This is a genomic window from Paenibacillus hexagrammi, from assembly GCF_021513275.1.
In the GTDB taxonomy this organism is placed as follows: domain Bacteria; phylum Bacillota; class Bacilli; order Paenibacillales; family NBRC-103111; genus Paenibacillus_E; species Paenibacillus_E hexagrammi.
In genome coordinates this window covers 332,697-356,871 of sequence record NZ_CP090978.1, presented here as the reverse complement: position 1 = coordinate 356,871, position 24,175 = coordinate 332,697, and the positions used below count along the sequence as shown (strand labels likewise).

The 24,175-nt window shown below is 52.2% G+C and carries 14 protein-coding genes, 1 pseudogene and 2 riboswitches; of the genes and pseudogenes, 5 read left to right on the top strand and 10 right to left on the bottom strand.

Translation table 11 applies throughout. The features are described 5' to 3' along the window. Window positions 1-221: 221 nt before the first annotated feature. A complete protein-coding gene (locus tag L0M14_RS01655; protein ID WP_235120365.1) occupies window positions 222-1,766 on the bottom strand; it encodes a stalk domain-containing protein in 1,545 nt (514 codons plus the stop codon). 193 nt (window positions 1,767-1,959) lie between these two features. Between L0M14_RS01655 and L0M14_RS01650 the strand changes: the two genes are divergently transcribed. Further along, window positions 1,960-2,628: a response regulator transcription factor gene (locus L0M14_RS01650; RefSeq protein WP_235120364.1), complete on the top strand. Its 669-nt coding sequence runs from the start codon at window positions 1,960-1,962 to the stop codon at window positions 2,626-2,628. A 47-nt stretch (window positions 2,629-2,675) separates the two neighbouring features. Further along, window positions 2,676-5,801 (top strand): ATP-binding protein, encoded by a 3,126-nt coding sequence (locus L0M14_RS01645; RefSeq protein ID WP_235120363.1) that lies wholly within the window; start codon window positions 2,676-2,678, stop codon window positions 5,799-5,801. Window positions 5,802-6,007: 206 nt separating this feature from the next. On the opposite strand, the gene L0M14_RS01640 is transcribed toward L0M14_RS01645, so the two are convergent. The 8 genes and pseudogenes from L0M14_RS01640 to L0M14_RS01605 all read right to left on the bottom strand — a co-directional run bounded on the left by L0M14_RS01640 (window position 6,008) and on the right by L0M14_RS01605 (window position 17,388). Next, complete coding sequence (locus tag L0M14_RS01640) at window positions 6,008-6,757, bottom strand: polysaccharide deacetylase family protein (RefSeq protein ID WP_235120362.1); 750 nt, start codon at window positions 6,755-6,757, stop codon at window positions 6,008-6,010. Between the two features lie 138 nt (window positions 6,758-6,895). Next, on the bottom strand, window positions 6,896-8,005 hold the full coding sequence (locus tag L0M14_RS01635) for an MGDG synthase family glycosyltransferase (RefSeq protein WP_235120361.1): 1,110 nt from the start codon (window positions 8,003-8,005) through the stop codon (window positions 6,896-6,898). Then, window positions 8,002-8,727, bottom strand: coding sequence for a phosphatase PAP2 family protein (locus L0M14_RS01630; RefSeq protein ID WP_235120360.1), 726 nt, complete (start codon window positions 8,725-8,727; stop codon window positions 8,002-8,004). Before L0M14_RS01630 ends, L0M14_RS01635 begins: the two co-directional genes overlap by 4 nt. A 765-nt stretch (window positions 8,728-9,492) precedes the next feature. Then, complete coding sequence (atzF, locus tag L0M14_RS01625) at window positions 9,493-11,451, bottom strand: allophanate hydrolase (protein ID WP_235122776.1); 1,959 nt, start codon at window positions 11,449-11,451, stop codon at window positions 9,493-9,495. A gap of 273 nt (window positions 11,452-11,724) precedes the next feature. Beyond that, entirely contained in the window at window positions 11,725-14,997 is a 3,273-nt protein-coding gene (locus L0M14_RS01620; RefSeq protein WP_235122775.1) for a carboxyltransferase domain-containing protein, read from the bottom strand. A 36-nt stretch (window positions 14,998-15,033) separates the two neighbouring features. Continuing rightward, window positions 15,034-15,929, bottom strand: a pseudogene (locus L0M14_RS01615) (ATP-binding protein); the annotation flags it as partial. A gap of 59 nt (window positions 15,930-15,988) precedes the next feature. Continuing rightward, entirely contained in the window at window positions 15,989-16,639 is a 651-nt protein-coding gene (locus L0M14_RS01610; protein WP_235120359.1) for an urea amidolyase associated protein UAAP2, read from the bottom strand. Window positions 16,640-16,668: 29 nt separating this feature from the next. Beyond that, window positions 16,669-17,388, bottom strand: coding sequence for an urea amidolyase associated protein UAAP1 (locus L0M14_RS01605; protein ID WP_235120358.1), 720 nt, complete (start codon window positions 17,386-17,388; stop codon window positions 16,669-16,671). Between the two features lie 83 nt (window positions 17,389-17,471). Further along, a riboswitch (guanidine-I (ykkC/yxkD leader) is annotated at window positions 17,472-17,587 on the bottom strand. Window positions 17,588-17,783: 196 nt separating this feature from the next. Beyond that, a riboswitch (guanidine-I (ykkC/yxkD leader) is annotated at window positions 17,784-17,883 on the top strand. 80 nt (window positions 17,884-17,963) lie between these two features. Here L0M14_RS01605 and L0M14_RS01600 point away from each other — a divergent pair. From L0M14_RS01600 to L0M14_RS01590, 3 genes are all read left to right on the top strand, one after another. Continuing rightward, entirely contained in the window at window positions 17,964-19,316 is a 1,353-nt protein-coding gene (locus L0M14_RS01600; RefSeq protein WP_235120357.1) for an APC family permease, read from the top strand. Window positions 19,317-19,576: 260 nt separating this feature from the next. After that, window positions 19,577-20,230, top strand: coding sequence for a LacI family DNA-binding transcriptional regulator (locus tag L0M14_RS30855; protein ID WP_260115429.1), 654 nt, complete (start codon window positions 19,577-19,579; stop codon window positions 20,228-20,230). Next, window positions 20,113-22,620: an EAL domain-containing protein gene (locus L0M14_RS01590; protein ID WP_260115474.1), complete on the top strand. Its 2,508-nt coding sequence runs from the start codon at window positions 20,113-20,115 to the stop codon at window positions 22,618-22,620. The genes L0M14_RS30855 and L0M14_RS01590 overlap by 118 nt, the downstream gene beginning before the upstream one ends. 65 nt (window positions 22,621-22,685) lie before the next feature. Here the strand turns inward: L0M14_RS01590 and pdxR are convergent, their stop codons facing one another. Further along, the gene (pdxR, locus tag L0M14_RS01585; RefSeq protein WP_235120356.1) at window positions 22,686-24,128 is read right to left on the bottom strand and encodes a MocR-like pyridoxine biosynthesis transcription factor PdxR; all 1,443 of its coding nucleotides are present in this window, start codon (window positions 24,126-24,128) and stop codon (window positions 22,686-22,688) included. Window positions 24,129-24,175: the final 47 nt, after the last annotated feature.

Here is a 24,175-nt window from a genome sequence, read left to right as displayed (position 1 = left end):
AAGGCTGATCTCTTGCCGCCTTTTGCTCAATTCCGCTTCCATTCATAGTTCCATTCAGGCCAGTTTCCTCCGCCCAAACCCTACCTCCCCCGGGGAAGCCGGAATGGAGGAGAACAGAATGGCTGCCGTCAGCAGCGCACTGATCGGCTTACGTGTTCGTTTCCACATCATGCTTTATGCTCAGCTCCTTGTCCCTTACATCTTCTACTTGGGTCATCGGGCTAGTCAGTATGCTGGTCTTCACCGTTATTCTTGAACGTATTGCCCAAACCGGACCTGAAGTCCGTAGCTGTGCTATCTTCGTTCAACACCGCGATCCCATACTCTTCGTTGCTGCGAATCGTACAATTTTGGATCACAGGCCCCATGTCCTGCCAAAAGGACACTCCCTGCCTCGCATACTCGATGACGGCATACTGCACGTTCACTTCACCTGCCTGATCCCCTACATAGAGACCTTCCCAGGTACCGGGACGCGCCAATTCCGACGAGAAGGTTACCGGCTGCTCCGCCGTACCGACGGCATGCAGTCCGCCTCGCCCTGCTTCACCGACTCGCATGCCATAACCGTTCGACCAATTCGCTGTTACACCGGGCTCAACGGTCAAAAGCGGATTAGCTGCTCCTTCGATCACTACCGTCGTTTCGCTGTGATAAGGAACACCGACATTTCGCCAAATGGTGTTACGCGTTACTGTGTCCGTCGAAGTGCCCGGCGCAATGAGAATTTGATCCGCATCATTGCCCGTATAATCCCCGTCTGGCAAGCGGTTCGTTCCGTATACACCTGTGATAATAGGCGCGCCGCCTCCCTCGGCGGATGCCTTGGTGCCGGTAATATGCAGCCCATTGCTCTGAAGTGTTAGCTGACTAAGCCCTTGCAGCAGCATGCCGGCATACAAACTGTTCTTGATCTCCGTATCATTCATCATCACCGAAAGCGGCTGTGTATCGCTGTGCACGCCGACAGCCCCTTCGCTGATATCCCCGGCATACTCGATACGGGCATGCTCCAGCGACGCCCGTCCTTTCACGGTCTGGCTAAAGAATTGAATCCCCCTCCAGAAGCCGGGCTCAGCACCGGCGGTGTCAGCTGTCAGCACGACCGGTTGCTCCTCCGTACCTTCCACAACAAGTCCTCCGGGAGCATCCTCACCTATTCGAATCGAAGCCGCTTGTTCAAAATGAACGACAGCCCCCGCTTCAATCGTCAAAACCGGGCTGTCCTTGCCGCTGACAATGAAATCGCCCTTTACGAAATGCGGACTGCCGCAGACTCCCCAGGTTTCGCCGCCAGGCTGAATCGTACCGCTATGCGTCTGACCGCCATCATGCGTGCAGCCGCTATTTGTCGCTACGACGGCCGTATTGCGTTCGGAGTCGAAGGAAACTTCAGCCCCTAACGATTCCGATACAAACCGCAGTGGCACATAAGTGCTGCCGTTAATGAGCATGGGCGGCACATCCAAGGTAACCGCATGATCTCCCGACTGGGCATCTGTCCGTCCGATCCACAGCTGGACCTTCGTAGTTCCCTTCATCGCTGTAGCAGACTTCCTCACATCATCCCACTCGATTGTGGCATTCAATCTCTCGAAAATCGCCCGCATCGGCACCATCGTTCGCCCATCCACCAGATAAGCACTGACTGTCAGCTTACTGCCGTCCACCTCCACATCAACGGCCTGATAGTCGGATGCAAATGCCGGCACGGCAAGCAGCAGCAGAAACAGTGCCGAAACCATCGTTATTACCCATCTTCTCATACTTCCATTTCCTCCTATTCCTAAAGCGTATTTAGCCAATTCTCATGCTAGAGTCATCGAAGTCATCCCTCTAGTGACCGAAGTCATAAGGAAAGTCATGAACTGCAAAAATCCGTATACCAGTCAGGTTCTTTGCCTTATAATGGAACCGATATTAGCGGAAGTTCTACATTGGAATTAGGAGAAGATACCGTTGTCCACGAAGATAAGAATTGTAATAGCTGACGACCAGACACTGCTGAGAGACGCTCTTCAAACGATTATTAATCTCGAACCTGACATGGAGGTCGTCGGAGTTGCGGAGAACGGAGAACAAGCGACAGAACTGGTACGCCGGCATCAGCCGGACTTGGTGCTAATGGATGTGCGAATGCCTCAGCTCGACGGGATCGCCGCCACGAAAATTATCATGAGAGAATTCCCTGATACGATGATTGTCGTGCTGACCACATTTGCGGAGGATGAGTACATTGTGGAAAGTATGGCTCATGGGGCCAAGGGATTTTTGCTGAAGGATATGCCTGGCGAAAAAATTATTCAAGCCCTTCGGGATGTGTATCAAGGCCAACTGATGATGCCGTCCATTATCGCCAGCAAATTGGCTGCCCGCATTTCTTTTTTAACCTCAGGACCCCAGAAGCCTCTGACGCTTGATCGTACGAAGCTGCAGGGCATTACCTTCACAGAAAGAGAAAAGCACATTATCCAGCTCATGCTGGACGGCAAATCCAATAAGGAGATGGCCAAGACGCTCTACATGAGCGAGGGAACCGTCAAAAATTACGTCAGTATCATCTATCACAAAATCGGCGTTAAGGATCGCACGAAAGCGATTCTGTGCCTCAAAGAAATGTTCTCTTGAAGATATTTACACACAATTCGGAGGTTAGAGGTGCAGGCGTGTCCCACTTGGCTAAACGACTAGGAAAATTACTTCTCCAATACGCCGTGTTTTTGTCTATTCTGATTGGAATCGGCATCGGCCTTACTTATATGTTTAACGGCGGCTCGTTTAGCGAGCAAAATTTGCCCGATGGAAAAAGCCTCATAGAGAACACTTCTGTATATGTAGGCGAGCTTTCCGTAGAAAACGGCAATCTGCTGGACCATGGAGAGGTATGGAAACAGCTCCTCGATCCACATGCTGAATCCGACCTACAGCAAGTTCAGCCTGTATTCTGGCTTCGAACCGTGTTTTCAGATGATGCAGGAATTCGCGATCCGGTGCTTTGGGTACGGAATCTCAACCGATATGAAATATTTATTAATGGGGAATCCGTCTACCGATACCATATCGATGATCCTGACCCTCGCAGGAACACGCTCTCCCAGTTCCACCCCATCGATCTCCCCATACCATTGTCCGGGGCTGTCGTTACGGTTAAGGTGGTAGATGAGGTCCCGCTGCAGATGGATACTCATTTTAATCTAAGCGACAAGGAATCCACTTTTCGAGAGCTGCTTCTGGAAAGCGGCGTTAAAACGATCACGGGGATTATCTTTCTCTTCTTAGGAATCTCTTGCTTGGTCCTGTACCTAGCCGCTCCCAGGCAGCTGGTCTATATGTATTTTTCGCTCATGAATCTGTCTGCTGCCATCACCTGCTTGTCCGTGTCATTATTGCTTAATTATTATATGGACCTTTCAAAACTCGTTTATTGGGATAAAATAGCGCTGCCTCTCACCACACTCGCCTTCGTTGGATTTATTGAGCAAATCTACGGTAAAGGGTACCTATCCATGCACCGTTGGCTTCGCTACCTATTGACGGCTTTCACAATCTGGTTCGCTATTACAGGCTGGTACCATATAGACCTGTACTTATGGATGAACTCGGTCTTGAAAAAATGGATGGATATCTTCACCTTAATCGTAGTCTTGGTGTCCTTGTCTTTAGATCAAAGTCGCCGATCCGCTGGAAGCGGAGGAAGGGCAGGAATGGATTGGGTCCTGTTTGGCAGCGGAATCATGGCGTGTATCGCGATAAAAAGAATGCTTTTTCAATACCATCCCTCATGGAGCGGGTATCTCTATGAACTCTCACCGATGTTTGTGATGTACTGGAATACCGATCTGATCTTCGTCGGACAATTTGCTTTTATACTGTGTATGGGGCTAGTGCTCGTCAGGCATCTCTCCAGTATCCACATTCGCGTCCGAGAGTACGCCCTACAGTTGCAAAGCCAGAACACACGCTTGAAAGAGCTCGACCGGTTGAAGGATGAGTTTCTAGCCAACACGTCTCACGAGCTAAGAACGCCCATCCACGGCATTATCGGAATTACGGAATCGCTTCTGGACGGAGTGGCCGGCAGTCTGCCCTCACCTGTTCAGGCGAATCTGAAGCTCGTCGTAAGCAGCGGACTTCGTCTGACTCGACTGATCGATGATATTCTTGATTTTTCCAAATTAAAGCATCGGGACTTACTTCTAAAGCCCACAGCGGTACATCTGCGTCCCGTCGCAGCTCTTGTCTTTGCCATGTTTGAACCGATAGCCCGTAAGAAAGGCGTTTTACTGAAGAATGACGTGAATGAGCAAACACCTCTTGTATGGGCAGATGAAAACAGACTTCAGCAAATGCTGTACAACCTAATTGGGAATGCGATCAAATTTACGGAAAACGGTGAGATACGAACTTCTGCTAGAGTTAATGGAGATTTTGTAGCACTAGAGGTTCGGGATACGGGGATTGGCATTGCACAAGATCAGTTGGAAACGATCTTTGAGCCTTTTGAGCAGGCAGAGAGCGGTCAACTAAGAGGCGGCACTGGACTAGGACTTTCCATTACACGCAAGTTGGTCGAACTGCATGGAGGGAAGATATCCGTGCACTCGACGCCTGGAACCGGTACTGCTTTCTCACTCATCTTGCCCACAGCTGTGCATGCAGCAGATGCACCTGTATCGATACCGACCAGCGATTTGTTCGTGCACCTCCAGAACGAGAGACTTAATGATTCTCCTTTTGAAGATACTGAATATATTGTGGCATCAGGAAGAACTGATGCGGCAGAAGCTACGATTCTAGTAGTGGACGACGAGATTGTGAATTTGCATGTATTAACCCATTTCTTAACAGGATCACCCTATCGGATCCTAAAAGCCAGCAGCGGAAAAGAAGCTCTGCACCTCGTAAAGGAACACAGCCCTCAACTCGTTCTACTTGATGTGATGATGACCGATATGAACGGATATGAAGTTTGCCAAGAGATCAGACGGTATAAAAACGCATGGGAATTACCTGTCTTGCTGCTTACAGCAAGAAATCAACCCTCTGACGTTGTCAAAGGCTTCGACGTTGGCGCGAATGATTATTTAATCAAGCCCATCGCGAGAAAAGAGCTGCTTGCGCGTGTTCAGGTTCATTTGGAGCTATCCAGACTGCATCAATCTCTTGAAGAGCTTGTTATCCAGCGTACGGTAGAATTGGAGGAGACGCATCGTCAGCTCCAGGCTTCCATGCAGGAAACGTTTGAAGCGCTCGGCGAGGTTGCCATTTATGAGGAACGAAGCCGGATTGCGCATGAAATCCATGACATTCTCGGACATCGTCTGACCGGAGCAGCCATGCAGCTCGAAGCTGTCAAGCGGTTGGTCCGACATGACCCCGACACTGCATTAACCAAGCTGGAGACTGCACTCGCAGCTGTCCGTGGGGGACTTGAGGACGTTCGCAGCGCGGTCCGCATGATGAAGGATGATTTTGCCAACACCGAACTCGAACAGTCCGTCCGTGCTCTAATTGAAGAAACGGAGGCGCTGACCGGCGTCACGATCGATTGCCATCTCGGGGAGCTGCCTCCACTGGATGCCATGCAAAAAAAGGTCATCTACTATGCCCTGCAGGAAGGCCTAACCAACGGAATCAAGCACGGCGGGGGCCGCAGCTTCAGCTTCCATCTTCAGTTGACACGTGATTTTCTGGAATTCACTCTTTGGAACGACGGAGCCCCTTACGTTTCGGTGCCTCATGGGTTCGGACTCAGCACCATGCGGGAGCGTATCCAACATCTAGGGGGATTTTACAGCTGAACCCTCCGGATGACGGCCGGGGAACCGTGCTTTCTATCCAGATTCCTGTTCACGATTGATCCATAGCTTCGGATACAAATCAAAACGGTTAAGACCCCTGAATCAACGGGGCTTAACCGTTTTGTTGCTTGTATATAGAATTCACGTACTTCACGTACACCTCGTACACCTTGATAAAAGTCCATCTCTTTCACCCCGCATCAACCTCACATCACCTTAGATGCGGAAGCACGCTGCTCCACATGAACGGAAACGGTATCGGATGTGTGGAGCTCGTCGATCCGAACATAGCGGAAGCCCTGACCTCTCTGTTCTTCCAGCACCTCCGCCAGAGCGACAAGCATCGCAGCAGGCGCCTCACGATCTGCGCCGAAGGTCTCCCCGCAGTCGTGCAGCAGGATAATGGAGCCGTCTTCCATCCGGGATTGCAGCTTATCCTTCAGCGTGTTCTTACCTGTCCGGCTGCGCCAATCATGAGCCATGAGCGACCACAAGACAAAGGTATGTCCTCTCTTCCACATAAAATCGCATCCGTTCAGCACACCCCAAGGCGGTCGGTAATACGAAGGGCGCTCCCCTGTAAGACGTTCAACGACTCGGGAGGTTCGATCCACCTGCTTGTGCACGGTCCAGGGGAGCATGAACCAATTCGCCCGATGCACGTAATTATGGACGCCAATCTGGTGTCCTTCCCGATGCATGCGTTGAATGATCTCGGGATACGCTTCCGCTTTGGCTCCGAGAACGAAGAAGGTAGCCTTTACTCCATATTGATTAAGCAAATCGAGCAGCCGCGGCGTATACGCCGGATTCGGTCCGTCATCGAACGTAAAAGCAATTTCCTTCTCACCTGCTCCCCGGCGCACAACCCCGACGCCCAAGATTCTGGTTAGGAACCAAGGTACAAGCGTGTACAGCGCACTGAAGCCCAGAATCACGGTAAGGACGCTTTTCACAGCTCATCACTCCCTTCTGCACATGCAGCCTTCGCCTCTCCTGTGAAGGCGGAAGCAAACACCTCTATGCATTAGCATATGTGGCTACTAGTCTGCCATGTGCCTGAACATTGTGATGTCTTGTTTCCAATATGGCATTCAGCGTATCAATCGCCCCCAGACCGGAACGGAGGCTTTCGCTTTCTTTTTCAAAGCGGTTAGCAGTGCGCGGTTCTTCATCACCTGCAGCAGCTGCATTTTCAAATCCGCCGCATTCTTCGCTTCGATTGCAGCACCCAATCCCACCAGATAGGCCGCGTTGTCCTGCTCCTGGCCGGGTATGGGCTTGTAAAGCATCATTGGCAGCTCCAGCGCGAGCGCTTCGGATACCGTTAGCCCTCCGGGCTTCGTAATAATTAGATCCGATAAAGCCATCAGCTCATGAACATGATCGATAAATCCAGTAATCAACACGCGATGATGCGTTTTGGGTCCACCCAGTTCTTCTTCAAGCAGGTGCTTCAGCTTCTCATTGCGTCCGCACACGAAAATAAACTGTATCGGAGCGAGCTCATCCGACTGCAGCACAGATAGAAATTGCTTTCCGATCAGACCATGACCACCGCCCATAATGAGCACCGTCGGCAGCTGCTGATCCAATCCGTACCGCTCTCTCAGCATATTCCGGTCATACTGCCGTGTAAAAGGAAGACGGATCGGAATGCCGGTTACGCTAATCTGCTGCTCAGGAACACGGTAACGAAGCAGCGCTTGTTTGACATGATCAGCTCCAACGAGATACCTGTCTGTGCAAGGATGAATCCAATAGCTGTGCGCTGTGTAATCCGTTATAACCGTTACGGTTGGAATGCGAATCAGCCCCATCGACTTCAAATGAGACATAGCCGCGGCAGCCCCCGGAAACGTGCAAACCACCTCAGTCGGTCTCACTTGATGCAGCAGCTCCAGCATCCGGTCTGTGCTGAACGATTTCATACGCTTAAACATATGCGAGAAGGTATTGTCTTCTCTTGTTTTGCGGTATAAGTACCCGTAGACGGACGGCAGGCTTTTCACCCACTGCATGTAGCAGTATTTGCCCACCGAGTGCAGGTAAGGATGTGTCCATTCCAAAAAATCGACGATTTCCACATCAACATCGGGCCTGTAGTACTGCGCAGCCTCCAATATCGCCTGAGCCGCTTTATTGTGTCCGTCTCCCAATGAACCCGTCAGTATTAAAATCTTTTCTCTCTGTCTCTTGATCACTTGCGAAGACCCCCTTGTAACACACTTCCCGCTCTTTCTGTATATAGGGATTGTTTTATTCCTATTGTACCCATGTCTAACGATGTTCCTACGTGCGGAACCGGCCGTTTGAAAATCAGCCAACGATTCACTGCGTAGCTCAAGCCCTCTGCAATGATGACGGCTCCGACAATATCAAGCAGCACATGCTGTTTCACAAACTGCGTAGATATGATAATCAGCAGCGACATCCCCGTTACTGCCACTCTATAGAGCTTTGGAATCCTAACGGATCCCCAATACGCTTTCATGATGAGATAAGAGGTCAACACATGCGTACTCGGAAAGCAATTAAACGGCTCATCATTATCATATACCCATCCCATCAGCTTTTGTATGGTACCAGTTCCCGTAACCTCCGGTCTGGGCACATAGGTCTGATACACGGCATAAATGCCGTAACAGAGCAGCAGGCCCGCCAAGAATTGTATCAGTGTCCGGTAGTAGACCTCCTGGTGCTTACAAATCAAATAAACAAAGGATACCGCAAGAAAAACATACCAGCTTAAATAAGGAATCACAAACACCGGAAGAAACGGCAGCTGCCGGTCTAAATCCGTGACCAGACTGTGTGAAATACCTCCCGCATGGTTCAGATGCACATAGATCGTTCCAATAAGAGGGATAAGCCCCAACGAACCTAACGCCCAAAGCATTGACTTTGGTGATCCATCCTTCATCATATCTTCCTCCTCATGACTTGACGACTGTTTTATGAAAAAGTTCACTTATCCGTCATTTGTTACTTTCATCATAAAGGAGATTCTCAAGAGTCAAAACGCACTTTGGTTGTGTCTTGGCTCAGACAAAGGTCGTACTATTTCCCCGACTAAGGGCGGGGCAGCTGTAAGTTCGCCGACGCAGGACACATGAAAAACTAAGAATATGATAGACCTTTAACGGAGATACTTCTATCGATTCGAACAGGAAGGGAGGGGAACCGACATGCCGAATAACGACAACAGCAGCACAGGCCAAAAGCCGCAAACGAGCAACAACCAAGACTCCGAGGTTGCACAATCCAAATCCAAGAAAAACAAGTAAGCGAAATAGGCCGTCATAGAAAACGGTGTATGCAGAGATAGGGCGCAGGCTGATCCTTCCACGACCTTTGTCAACAGTTAAAGGGCGCAACACACGTATTCGTGTTTGCGCCCTGAACTGTTGCTCCAAGAGCTTTCATGACTAGCTTCACAAGCTGCTCTTCGAGAGCTCTTACCTGAACTTCCCGGCACTTTTATATTTTGATCGGGCATTCTTATGCAATGAAAAGGCGCAACACATGTATTCGTGTTTGCGCCCAATTTTATGGGTGGGAATGCTCATCTGTTGATCCCCGATATTGTGGATAAGTCAACCTGTGGATATGTGTACATCAATTACTGAACTTATACACAGCAAGCTTTGGGGATATGTTGATAATGTGGATATCTATGTGCATAAGTTAATTACGGCTTGCTCGCTGGCTCCATGATATATCTCCAGCCGCCGCTGGCTGTGATATCCTCCCCTTGTTCTGCTCCATAAGCCTCGCACACAAAGCCGGGAACCTCGGTTCCGTCAGCCAGTTCCACTTTGCCAATCCCGAGAGGTGCTGGAATCGCTGCTGCAAAGCCGCCGAATGAAGCGATCGGCATCTCCCATAGCTCGAGTTCTACCGAACCGCCTCCGGAAGAACATTTAATCAAGCCCGGCTTCTCAGGGCTTGTCGGCAGCTTGACCAGCCGATACTTCGCTGCAGTCCGCTCCAATCGCAGGAACGTCGCGCCGCAGCCTATCATTTGCTTCTCGAGCGGGAAGCCTCTCATATGCAGCCCGCAGACGGCTACTAACGTGGTGCCGGAGGAAGCATTTTCGGCAGCGGCAGTTCTAATCTTTGACGCCTCACCTATGCCAGTGCCAGTGCCAGTGCCAGTGCCAGTGCCAGTGCCAGTGCCAGTGCCTGCACCCTCTCCGCTATCAGCAATCAGCTCTATACTCATATCGCCATTCATAACGGCTGGTTTCAAAGCAACCCCGCCGGCTTGCAGTATATTATCCACAGCCGCAGCCGTTATCTCCGACTCGCTGTGAGCCCATTTGTCTGCCATGCCGCAAATGAGACTCTCATTCTCAGCCAGCGCAAACAGTGTGATGCCAAAAGGCGTGTCTGGCGCAGCATCACCCGCTGGCACGGCCACGGCGCATAGATCCAGCAGGTTGCAATGGTTCGTATACCGCCCCATATCCCGGTTCGTGCCAACCGGGTCCTGACGAACCTGCTCGCGGGTCCATGTCCCCCCGCAGGTGGGCATGACCAGCACGGCGTCCTGCAGCAGACGCCGCGCCTCCAGCTTCAGGCGCTGCAGCTTGTGATGCGCCTGGAAGACTGCCGCGGCGTCGTAGCCCGCGGCAGCCGAGCCCGAGCGCAGAATGCGCTCCGTCACTGGGAAGGCCGCGCCCGGTCGCTCCTCGATGAAGCTGCCGAGGGCAGCCCATCGTTCTGCGACCCACGGGCCTTCATAGAGGAGTGACGCCGCCTGCGCGAACAGCTCCGCATCCACGTAGTCCACGTGGATGCCCAGCTCTTGCAAGCGCCGGACGGCTGCGTCCCAGGCGCTGCTGTACTCGCTCGCGTTCGGCCCGTAGAACGCGAGCGGCTCCGCCGGCAGGCAGACCTTGGCCGGCAGCCGGTCTGCCTTCGGGCGCGGGACGCTGCGCGACCACGGGTCGGCCTCGTGCGCGCCCCGCGCCACGGCATCCACAGCCAGCGAATCCGCCAGGCTGTGGGCGAACACCGTGACGCAGTCGAGACTCGCGCACGCTGGCACTACGCCGAGGGTCGGCCACGCGCCAAGACTTGGCTTGTAGCCGACCAGGCGGTTCAAAGCCGCGGGCACGCGTCCCGAGCCCGCGGTATCGGTACCCAGCGCGAAGGCCGCTTGCCCTCGCGCCACACATACAGCGGAGCCAGAGCTAGAGCCGCCGCTGATCAGTTCGGGGCGAAGCGCGTTATGCGTCTCCCCGTAAGGGCTGCGCGTGCCGACCAGGCCTGTGGCGAACTGGTCGAGGTTGGTTTTGCCGACGGGGATAGCCCCCGCGGCGATGAGACGCCCGACCACGCCTGCATGATCAGCAGGCGTGTACGCGTATTCCGTGCAGGCTGCCGTCGTCGGCACGCCTGCAAGGTCGATGTTGTCCTTCACCGCGAAGGGGATACCCCAAAGTGGTGCTTTATCGAGGTCGAGCCCTGCGAGATCGTCCAAGTACGGCTGGATCAGCTCCCGGGAAGGAGGGGTAATCCAGATGTTCATGTCTCGGTCCGCCTCCGACCGAGCAATGATCACATCCATAACCTGAGAAGGCGTAATAGACTTGCTTCTATATAACTCGCGCAGCGTAGCTACATCCAGCTCCAGCGGCAGCAGCGGTTGATTAGAGTTTGAGTAAAAGCTCTGACTTGAGTTCCGGTTTAAGTTCGGATCCAAGTTCTGGCTCCAATTTAGGTCCTGATTCCAACTCGGGACCTGGCTCGGATTCTGGTTCAAGCTTGTGTCCGAGTTTGAGCTCTGGCTCACGTTCGGATCCGAGTTTGAGCTCTGGCTCACGTTCGAATCCGAGTTCGAGTTACGATTCTGATTCTGATTCTGACTCTGACTTCGGCTTTGACTCTGACTCATGCTTCTGCACCTCTCTTCCTTCTATTGAGCAATACCGACAAGAAGCTGACCGGCATGAACCTGATCACCAGGGTTAACGAAGATGGAAGACACGTAGCCGTCACAAGGCGCATGCTGCGGGAATTCCATTTTCATACTTTCCAGAATGGCTAATTTGTCACCTTTCTTCACAGGCTCGCCCGGATTCACGAGCACCTTCCACACGCTGCCTGGCATAATGCCGCGTACACCTACCGTACCTTCAGGCAGCTCATCCTCCGGTTTTTCCTCTGGTGCCTCTTGCTCGGATACGTATTCTGCGAGTCCTAAAGCCTTCCAGCTGTCTCGCTCCGCTTTGAAGGCTATCTGCTGCTGTTCTCGGAATGCAGCCGTGCTTTCCTCAATCGAAGCAAGGAATTGCAGATACTCGCCAAGATCAAAGGTTGTTTCCGTAATATCCGCCTCATAGCGGCCGCGCAGGAAATCCTCGCGCAATTTCAGCAGTTCATCCGCTTCGACCGGATAAAACTGAATCTGATCAAAAAATCTCAGCAGCCAAGGCTTGCCGGGCTTGAAGCTTTCGGTGGATCGCAGGCGATTCCACATCTGGATCGTACGTCCTACGAACTGATAGCCTCCGGGACCCTCCATACCGTACACGCACATATAGGCTCCCCCGATACCGACGGCGTTCTCCGGCGTCCACGTACGGGCAGGATTATACTTGGTCGTGACAAGTCGGTGGCGCGGATCTACAGGTGTCGCTACAGGCGCTCCAAGATAGACATCCCCGAGGCCTAGCACCAAGTAATTCGCTCCATAAACGATGTCCCGCACTTGTTCAATGCTATCCAGTCCGTTGATACGGCGGATGAACTCCAGGTTGCTCGGGCACCAAGGAGCATCCGGTCTGACACCCTGCTGGTAGCGTTCAATCGCCAGCTTGGTAGCCGGGTCGTCCCAGGAGAGCGGCAAGCGCACAATCCTCGACGGAACACGGAACGATTCCAAAGGCGGAAGTGCCTCATCGATTCGGATGATTCGCTTGCAGGCTTCTTTGACCGTGATGAGCGACAAATCAATATGCACCTGCAAGGAACGGATACCCGGCGTTAGATCAAGCACAGGAATCGCTTCGCTGTCGATAATCGCCTGCATCAGAGCCTGCACCTGAAAGCGAAGCAGCAGATCCAATTCCAGCTCACCGTACTCGACGAGCAGATTTTGATCCCCGCAGCAGCGGATCGTAATCGGGAAGCAGCGTCCTTCCGCCGATTGAAACAGCTTCGGGTATTCCGCTGTGATCGTTTCGCCCACATCCGACAACCCTGCCGATTTCAATTCCCATGGATCACCGGCGCCAGTCGGTTTGAGCTGCAACACATCACCACTGCCAGTCGCTTGCAGCTGTAACAGTTCTCCACTTCCACTTGTTTGCAGCTTCGTCAGATCATCGTCCCCTGCTGCTTGCAGCTGTGCTAGATCACCGCTACCTACCGCTTGCAGCTGTGCTAGATCATCGCTGCCTACCACTTGCAGCTGTCCTAGATCACCGCTACCTACTGCTTGCAGCTGTGCTAGATCACCGCTACCTACTGCTTGCAGCTGCGCTAGATCACCGCTACCTACCGCTTGCAGCTGTGCTAGATCACCTCTGCCTATTCCCTGCAGATTGCCCTCCTGAGCGTCTCGGAGGGCCTCCGCCTCTTCAAGCGTCAGCAATCGGAAACGCACCGTATCTCCCGGATGAAGCTGACCGATTTTCCAGAACTCCGCTGACGCCGTTGTCACCGGACACACGAACCCTCCCAAGCTCGGACCGTCAGGTCCTAACAGAATCGGCATATCGCCGGTTAGATCCAGCGTACCGATGGCATATGCATTATCATGAATATTCGAAGGGTGCAGTCCCGCTTCTCCGCCATCCTCACGCGTCCAGAGCGGTGCAGGGCCTTTCAAACGGACCCCCGTTCTCGAACTATTAAAATGTACTTCGTAGCTGATTTCCGTTAACTGCTGCAAATATTCTGGCTTAAGGAATTCTCCCGTACAGTGAGGCCCCGGGATAACGCCCAGCGTCCACTCACGGGTCATCACAGGCTGGAACTCCTTCGGCAATGCCACGCCTGCCGTCTGATCAGCTGCTCCCGACTTCGCTGCGATGCCGCTAATCAGCTCGGTAGCCTCTTCACATCCTGCTGCCGCCTGTCCTTGTGCCAATGTCTCCGCTCGCAGTCCTGTAAGCTCTTCAGCAGCCTCTTCACGTCCCGCTTCCGACGGCTCACCCGGTTCCTGACTAGCTTCCAGCCTATTTCGCTGCTCCGAAGCTCCCATGAGAGCTGAAGCGGTCGCTTTAGGTACACTCAATCCCGAACCGTACTCGACCTTGCCGTCGGCAAGACCCGCTGCCGCCTCGCGCACCGCAGCGGAAGCCGCTCTCGTTCTGACAACACCCAACACATCGCCAGGGCGCAGCGCCCGACCGCCATGACCGCCGAAGCCGCCCAGCGTAAAGGTCGAGGCGCTGCCCAGAATACGAGGCATATCGAGTCCGCCCTCGATCAGCAGGTAGGCGCGCATGCCCATCTTCGCTTCGCCGAAGCTGAGCACCTGCCCTTTGGCAGCCATGAACGCCTTGTAGGTTTGCACCGGCACGCCGTCCAATTCAGCCAGCATATCTGCTCCCGTTATGCAGATTCTCATATCACTGCGGAATTTATAAGCACCTCCGCGCAGCGTCAATTCAAGGCCCGGAGCATCGTCCGGATTGCCGAGCAGCTTGTTACCGATGCGGAACGACAACGGATCCATCGGCCCGCAAGGCGGTACACCGACATCCCAGTGACGGATACGTCCGGGATAGTCCTGGACGGTGGATTGAATGCCTCCGTCCACCACTTCAATGGCATGTTCAGCTGGCTCAAAACCGTTAAGCAGCTGTGTAAACACATGCCCTTCCACCACATCCCGCTCCCGCAGCAGCTCCTGCAGGTATTGCAGATTCGTTGTGATACCGTACATGCGCGTCTCTTCGAGAGCGCGGATCAGCAGCTGAATCGCTTCGGCACGGTCTTTCCCGTGCACAATGATTTTGGCGAGCATCGGATCGTATAGGGTGGTTACGGTTAAGCCGTCGCGAACCCATGTCTCGTTTCTCGCATTGGGCGAAAGATCAACATGGTCGAGCTGGCCTGCGCTCGGACGGAACTGCTGCAGACAATCCTCGGCATAAATACGCGCCTGGATGCTGTGGCCTTTCGGTTTCCCGACAAGGGAGGATAGCTGCTGAAGCTCGCCCGCAGCTTCACGGACCATCCATTCCACCAGATCGATCCCGAGCACTTCCTCCGTAACCCCGTGCTCTACCTGCAGGCGGGTGTTTACTTCAAGGAAGTAAAACTCACCGGTCTGAGGATCGTACAGGAACTCGACCGTCCCTGCGCTGCGATACCCTACCTCAGCAGCAAGGCTTCTTGCTGAAGCGAACATCGCTTCCCTCACCTCATCGGTCAGATTCGGTGCAGGACTTTCTTCAATTACCTTCTGATTGCGGCGTTGAATGGAGCAATCTCTCTGCCCAGAGCGACAACTTCACCAAAGGCATTGCCAAAGATTTGTACTTCGACATGGCGGGCTCTGGCAATGTATTTTTCGAGAAACAAGCCGCCGTTCTTAAAGTTCGTCTCAGCCAGATGGCGCACACCGTCGTAGGCGGATCCCAGCTCCTCATCGTCGGCGCAAACCCGCATACCGATGCCTCCGCCGCCTGCCGTGCTTTTTAGAATCACCGGGTATCCGATCCGCCCAGCTTCTTGCAAGGCTTCTTCCAGTTCAGTGATCAGGGACGTGCCCGGCAGCATCGGCACACCTGCCCGCTCTGCGATTTCCCTTGCAGAATGCTTAAGTCCGAACATCTCCATCTGCTCCGGAGTCGGACCGATGAACACGATGCCACGCTCCCGGCACGCCCGCGCAAACTCGGCGTTCTCGCTTAGAAAGCCGTATCCCGGATGAATCGCTTCTGCCCCCGTCTCCAGAGCCGTCTGCAGAATCAGCTCAGCATTCAAGTAGCTCTCCTTCGCAGGCCCCTCTCCGATACATACCGCTTCATCCGCATGATCGACATGAAAGCTGTCTTGATCCGCACTTGTGTATACAGCCACCGATGCAATTCCCATAGCCCGCAGCGTCCGCTCAATTCTTACGGCAATAGCGCCTCGATTCGCGATAAGTACTTTTTTGAACATAGGTACCACTCCTTGTCAGTTGGTTCTTCTTGAAGTCATCCGGTCTTCCAGTAAGCAGCCTACTTCTCCCAAATCAGGACCCGAATCGGCGTTGGGTTATACGCATTGCATGGATTGTTAAGCTGCGGACAGTTGCTGATCAACACCATCGTCCTTCCGTGTGATTGCATTTCCACATAAGCTCCCGGCGAGGAAACGCCGTCATCAAACTTGAGACCGCCCTCCGGCGTTACAGGTACATTCATGAAAAAGTTCACGTTCGGCGCCAAATCTCTCTTCGTGTAGGCCCCATCATGCTTAGCAAGCTGCAGCATAAAGGTATCCCGGCAATTGTGCATCGATAATTTCTCGTGCGCATAACGCACCGCATTGCTTTGCGCCGAGCAGGATCCCCCAACAGTGTCGTGGCGCCCGCAGGTATCGGCTACAATTGTTAACAGCTCCTTGCCGGACTCTGCCCGCAGCACCGAGCCTGCCGTCAAATAGATGTTGCCCTGGCCGGCGATTGTCGCGACCGCGCTGTAATGATCCTCCGGGTTATCCGCATCGTAAAACAGCGTATCCGCGGCCTGATTTCCCTCCAGGTCGACAATTCGCAGTACCTGACCTGGCTTTAATTCGTGCATCCAGCCGTCTCCGGCAAGCACAACCTCGTTATACAGCGCCTCTTCGGCCTTTCGCGGACTTTCCACACGGTTGAATACACCCATTCCTATCTCCCCTTTAACGTTCGTTCCATTTAAAATCCTGATAATTCGTAGTACTCCCATGTATTTTCAAACGCCCGACGATTCTCTGCGCGATGATTCAAGCAAGCATCCTGCTCATGCACCGGCTCTGCAGCCAGAACTTCCAGCTTCACAGGCACCGAAGGATAAAACTCTCTCGGATCAAGCGGATTCGGTGTATTTGACAGCACCATCAAAACATCCATTTCCGTTCTCAGCGTCACGGCCGCCCCAGCCGGACAATGATCAACGGCGAAGTGCATCTTGCCTTCCAAGTCACAGCTCACTTTTGAGAATAGGTTGACTACCGGCATCATATCCCGCATCCCGAGACCGCTGCGTACTAGCTCGACGGCAAAATTCTCCTGCCCGCTTCGCAGCCACTCATTGCGCAGCTCCTGATAGTTGGTCGCCCCGTATTTGGCATCCGTCGCAAGCCGGCTCGTATAACCAGAGATCGTATCATGCCAGCCCAGACTATCCTGCACAAAGCTGGCCATAGCTCTTCCGTTATCGCTCATCAAGATATTCCCTTTGGTCAAGTGAGCCGTATACTGGGCCTTGAGCGTATCCGGCATGTTGTAGCGCTCCGTCAAGTCTCTTGCGTTATAAAATTGAATCGATACATTCGCCCCGGCTTCCAGCGCCGTAAAGCAAATCAGCTTTCCTCTGCCGATGATCCCCGACCATTTCCCGCCAGAGGCGATCGTGATACTCCATGGCTTTGTCATATTGTCCAGCTCCCCTTCTCCCCACTTGAATATGCTGATGATAAACAAAAAGGAGACACCATGAGACTTGTCGTCTCGATGATATCTCCCAGGCTTTTATCCTTCCGTGGCGCTCTCGGTTTCCCAAAAGCGGTTTACTCTTGGACCAGACCCAACCAAGCTGCAGCAGCTTGTTGGCGGAACCCTAGTAAACAATATTATTCGTTTGTGTTAATTAACGTAACACCACCGCTACCAACTGTCAATCACTTTTCATGAAATCCAGCTTATTTTTCATTCCCTCTTCTCATTTTTCAATTAAAATGTTATATTAACTGACATAGATAGTGTAATCCTCACCATTTCCTCTTGCATGCTAGCAGAAATGAAGGTACAAAGTGAAGGTTCATTACATATTCATTGTTTTCTAGGGTTCCGCGGACTTCGTCCGGTCTGGTCCGAGAGAAAACGCACAGCGTCAGCCTGTGTTCACGGAGGGACAAAAGCCCGGGAGGATATTCAATCATGGATATCTCCGGGCTTTTTCCTATACGTATACGAATTCCGATCCATTCTACTAGGGGAGAGTGCCTGACATGACGAACGAAGTAACATTACGCAAATCTTTGAGCATGTACCAAGTGGTCTATATGGGGCTGGCCTGGATGACCCCTATGATTTACTTCTCTATTTATGGAATAGCCTATGAAAACTCACACGGCATGCTGACTCAAGCGTACTTGTTGGCCTTTGCCGCTATCTTCTTTACCGCCTACAGCTACGGAATCATGTCCAAGACCTACCCCACTTCAGGCTCTGCCTATACCTATACGTCCAAGAGCATTCATCCGTACCTCGGGTTTCTGGTCGGCTGGGCCCTGCTTCTGGACTATTTTTTCTCACCGATCATTGCCTGCCTCACCTTTGGCATTTATCTTCACGCGCAGTTCCCCTCCATTCCGGCTTGGATATGGATCGTGGGCTTAAATGTCATTCTTGCTTTCGTTAACATCGTGGGCATCAAATTTTCGGCGAACATCAGCAAAATCTTTGTCTGGATTCAGATCGTATTCATCGCCGTGTTCTGCTTGTTCCTGCTGCGGAATCTCACCGGAGATATTCACCCCATGCAGCCTCTTTTCCAATCAGAGGTGCCGTTCCCTTCTATTCTAGGCGGCGCTGCGATTATCTGTTTCTCATTCCTGGGCTTTGATACCGTAACAACCATGTCAGAAGAAACGGTTGAATCAGGGCGAACGATTCCTAAAGCGATCATGATTATTATTTTTGCCGCCAGCATCATCTATCTCGTCCCTTCGTATCTCACCCAGCTGATCTATCCGCATTTGTCCTTCCAGGATGTCGATTCGGCAGGCTTTGAAATCGTAAGAATAGTCGGCGGCGCAGCTCTCAGCTCGGCTTTCATTACGGTACTCATTCTGGCCATCTTCACACAGGGCCTATCGTCCGTTACCAGCGTGTCCCGTCTTCTGTATGTCATGGGCCGCGATTCTGTTCTGCCTAAGCGGGTCTTCGGCTCGCTTCACCCCAAATTCCAGACGCCCGTTACCAATATTATCATCGTCAGCGCGATATCCTTGTTAGCTCTAGCGATTAGCCTGGATACAGCAGTAAAGTTCGTGAATTTCGGAGCGCTTACCGCCTTTTTCTTCGTGAATGTATCGGTTATTGCCAAACGCTATGGCAGAGATAAGCAGCGAAGCTTCGTTCAGACGCTCAAATTCTTGATTTTACCGGCAGTCGGCGCCAGCTTCATCGGGTACTTACTGCTGCTGCTCGATCATGACGCCTTATGGATGGGGCTGATATGGGTGGCCGCCGGCATTGTATACAATGGGTTGAAGCGAGTGCGGATGAGCCTCCTGAACGAATTGAAAGCTTCCAACCAAGACGCGGCCCTCCCTCAGCGGATACAGAAGCAGTCCTAGCAACATGTCAACAGCGAACGAAGATACTCTACCGCTATTCAGAATGAACCTTGCCTGATCGACAAAATCCCTCATGAACCAACATGGGGGATTTCGTTATTTCACCCTACAAGAAAAAACCATATTTACTTAACTTAGGTCGTAGTTTGAAGGATTTCGTAAAAACATTGTAGAAATTGTCCCCATATTACACATTTTGCAATCTCCATTCTTACCCGCATAGCTTATTTACCATCCAGACCAAAAGGCAGGTAACCGAATTGAAATCGCAGACGCAACCTTACCGAATTGCGGTATTTACACCGCATATTGATGGGGAGTACTTTGGGAAAATATTATCGACCATCTCTGTAGAGGCTCAAACCAGAGGATCCCAGTTAACGATTATACAAACACAAATCAATCATCCGCATGATGAACCGAACGAGCACCCTGTCTTCATCGATCAATGCGATGCTTGTATTGTCATATTAGACGGCATCGGTTCTTCCACGGCCCAGCTCATTGCCCAGACCGGCAAGCCTGTCGTCTCTATCGGTCATGTTCAGCCTGATATCGATTGCCACTCCATCCTCATTGACAATACCGGGGGGATGAAAGAGGCCGTATTACACCTGATCGACCATGGTCATAGAGAGATCGTCTTCGTTGCTTTTACTCACCAACAGGATCAAATGGAGAGGTTTCAGGCCTACAAGGAAGCTCTTGCTGAGCGAGGCATCCCCTATAATCCGAAGCTGGTTTGCTACGTCTCGGATAACCTTCAGGGGGAGGAGCGGAGGCCGTACCTATGCTCCTGGAGAGTGGTGTTCACTTTACCGCTGTCGCAGCCGGTACAGACCGTAATGCCATCGGATTCCTATCCGCCTGGCATGAACATCATGCAGGAGTTGGCAGAGAATTGGCGGTCGTAGGCTTTGACGATATTGAGCAGGCTAATTACGAATCCGTTTCGCTCACAACGGTCAAGCAATCCTATGAGGGTCTTGGCACAGCCGCATGTAACGTTCTGTACCGTTTGCTTGAAGGCTTACAGCCCGAACAGCGCGCAACAAGAGTCCCAACGACATTAGTGGTGCGCACCTCCTGCGGCTGCCAGGACTCCAAGAAAGAGCTAAGTGAAAGGCTGCTGCAGAGCGAGAAAACCATTGAAGAACTTCGATCCTCCTTGCGCAAGCTGGAGTACAGTAACTACGAATTGATTCAGGGGCTTATCCGCGTTACCTCGAATGAGAAAATCGATCTATCGAATCTACTGATGAATACTTCACATTGGGGATATCTGGCTTTATGGGACCAGAACTCTCAGCAGCAAGAGCTTATCATAGATCGGGTATTCAGTAAAAAAGGATATCAAGTGCCGGAAGTAGGGGAACGCATCCCTATCAAATCTTTTCCCCAACTGAGTCACTTGCCCGATTCCACCCAAGCCGGGGGCTCGGATATTGTCTTCGTCCACCCTATTCAGAGCGAAAATTACGATTGGGGCTTCCTTGTGCTTGTCGGTCCACTCGAAACTTTACATTATCTGTTCATCAATGACCTGGGCAGGCATACCTACACAATTCTTGCCGCCGCCTTGGAAAGGGAGTTTCTGTTCAAGCACATCCGTTCAATCGCCGAGCGTTTGGAGATTGTATCGGAGACCACCAACGACGGGATTTGGGATTGGAATATTATCACGAACAAAGTGGAGTATAATTTTCGCATTTACAACATGCTGGGCAAAATGGCTGGTGACTTGTCCAGTGATCCTCAGGATCTATTGAACTTGATCCACCCGGATGACTTAGACGCTTTCAGAAACGGCATTTTGGAGCATGTTGATCACAAGACACCGTTCCAGCTTGAATTTCGAATTCGCCGTTCCGACAGCAGCGGTTATCTTTGGCTATACAGTACCGGAGAAGCAATTCGGAACGAAACAGGCAAAGGCATCCGAATGATCGGCTCTTTCACCGATATCACCAAGCGTAAAGAGGATGAGGAGCGAATCCGGCGGCTCGCTTATCACGATACACTGACAGGCCTTCCGAACCGGCTGAAGTTCTTGGACAAGCTGCAGACGAGCATGGAGCACTGTGAATCGGACAACAGCAAGCTTGCCGTCGTCATGATCGATTTGGACCGATTCAAATACATCAATGATACACTTGGTCACCACTCCGGCGATACGCTGCTCCAGCACATCGCCGAGATGCTGAATCAAAGCGTTCGAGACAGCGATACCATCGCTAGATTGGGTGGAGACGAATTCATTATTTTACTGTCACCTTTGCAGGATTTGGACGAGGCTGAAGTTATTGTGGACCGGATTATTGAAAGAATCAGCCAACCGCTCAATCTTGACGGAGAAGAGCTTTTCACAACAGCAAGCATTGGCGTGTGCCTGTTCCCTGATCATGGGGGCGATTGCAACACATTGATCAAATACGCGGACATGGCTATGTACAAAGCCAAAGAGAGCGGCCGCAATCAAATGATTGTGTACACGGAAGAGCTCAGCTCCAAAGTAAAGCAAAATTACAATTTAAGCACTAATTTACGGAAAGCCATCGAGCGAAATGAGTTTTCGCTGCACTATCAGCCTCAGGTCGATTTGAGAAGCGGCAGTGTGATCGGGGTCGAGGCGCTTATACGTTGGAACTCGCCGGAATACGGCATGGTGCCCCCGGGTGAATTTATTCCGTATGCGGAGGAAAGCGGACTCATCGTCCCCATCAGTAAATGGGTGCTCAAAGAAGCTTGCCTGCAATTAATGAAATGGCAGGCCCAGAGGTTCCCGACACTGGTGATGTCCGTCAACATATCGGCTCAGCAGTTCCGTTCCGCAGGCTTCTCCAAATGGATTAAATCCGTACTGGACGAGACCGGAGTCGATCCTAATCTGCTCTGTCTAGAAATTACGGAAACGACCGCCATTCAGGACATGGAGCATAGTGTCCAGATGCTGAAGGAAATCGTTCATCTCGGGCTGTATATCGCCATCGACGACTTTGGCACAGGCTATTCCTCCTTGGTGCTGCTCAAGCGGCTGCCGATTCACATGGTGAAAATCGATAAATCCTTCATCCGCGACATGAGCGGAGACCAGGATGACGCGGCAATCGTCAAAGCCGTCATCGCGATGTCGCACAGCCTTGGGCTGTCGGTTATCGCGGAAGGCGTGGAAGGCAGGGAACAGCTCGAACAGCTGAAAACACTCGAGTGTGACTATATCCAAGGCTATTATTTGGGTAAGCCCATGCCAAGCGATGCATTCACGGCATACATTCAGTCGTATTCCAAGGATGCCGTTCGATAGCCCGCGAGCTGACCAGCCGGCCCGCAAAGTAAAATCCCGACGCGATGTGTCGGGATTTTTTTGCCTCACAGGGAGCTTTGCAGCGCGAGGGACAACCTGCGGATGCCTTCCCCCAGCTCCTCTTCGGACGCTCTGGAGTAGACCAGCCTTATTTGATTGGAGATTGCACCATAGACAGTACCCGGGTACAGCAATACTCGATGGCGGATGCATTCTTCTACAAGCCTGCTGTCGCTCACTTTGAAAGGAAGCTTGACCCACAAATAATAGCCGCCCTCAGGGATGATCCATTTGGAACCCCTTGGCATATATTTGGTGAGCGCATCCAGCATAATGTCCCGCCTTCTCGTTAATTGCCTCGTAATGATTTGCAGCCTTCCCTTCCACTCTGGCGAGGATAAGTAGGCTTTAGCAAGCTGCTGCGAAAGCGCACTCGTACTGAAATCCATCTGCTCCTTAGCTGCGGTAAGCCTTTCCACCACAGACTTGGGGGCGACCATCCAGCCGATTCGCAGCCCCGGCGCAGCTATTTTGGACAGTGTTCCTAGATAAATCACAAAATCCCCGCCGTTATGCATCGCGAGCAGCGATGGCGGTGCGGCTGGAGACCCGCCGAGCGTCAGCAAGCTGTATGGGTCATCCTCGATGATGGGGATGCGCAGTTCTTCGGCAATCTCGAGCAGCTTACGACGGCGATCCGCAGGTAGCGTTGTCCCTGTCGGATGCTGGTACGTCGGATTCACAAAGATCATTCTAAGCTTATGATGGCTGTGAAGCTTCCGTATCTCCTCCGGGCGAATTCCGTAATCGTCCACCGGAATCGGATATAAACGAAGACCGGAAGCTGTAAATATCGTTCTGGAATACATGAAGGATGGACGTTCCAACGCAATTGCGTCCCCGGGAGAGAGCAAGCATTGAATAATGAGATTAAACGCCTGCTGAATGCCTGAAGTGATGAGAATTTGCTCAGGCTGCACCTCAACTTTATGCTCTGCTTGCATATGATCAGCGATCGTCTCCCGAAGTCCTCGATCTCCGCCTGGCTCCCCGTACTGAACGGCATGCTTCAATGAGATCTGCTTGAGCAGTTGATCCATCCATGCTACAGGAATCAATTCTTCCGCTAATTCGCTGCTGGCTAAATTGATATAGGACTCATCCCTGAGCAGCTCCTTGACCCGTTGGGCAACAGGCTGGTTCGGCAGGAACAAGCCGCCATTCACGTAATCCTTCCAATTAGGCGAACGCCTGGGCGTAATGCCCCACAGGTCCTCGCTTACCTTAGTCCCGCTGCCCTGTACCGATTTGATCAGCCCTGTTGCCCGCAGCTCGGCATACGCCAAGTTAACGGTACTTCGGTTAATTCCCCACTTGGAAGCGAGCTCCCGCTCCGAAGGCAGCCTCTCGCCGGGAAACATATGTCCCGTAACAATCCCATTTTCGATATATTGAATGATCTGCTTAAATAGAGGAATATGACTGCTTGTATCTGGCTGCCAATTCAAGACGGTCCCTCCCATTCCTAGTATAAATGACCGGATATCAACGAAAA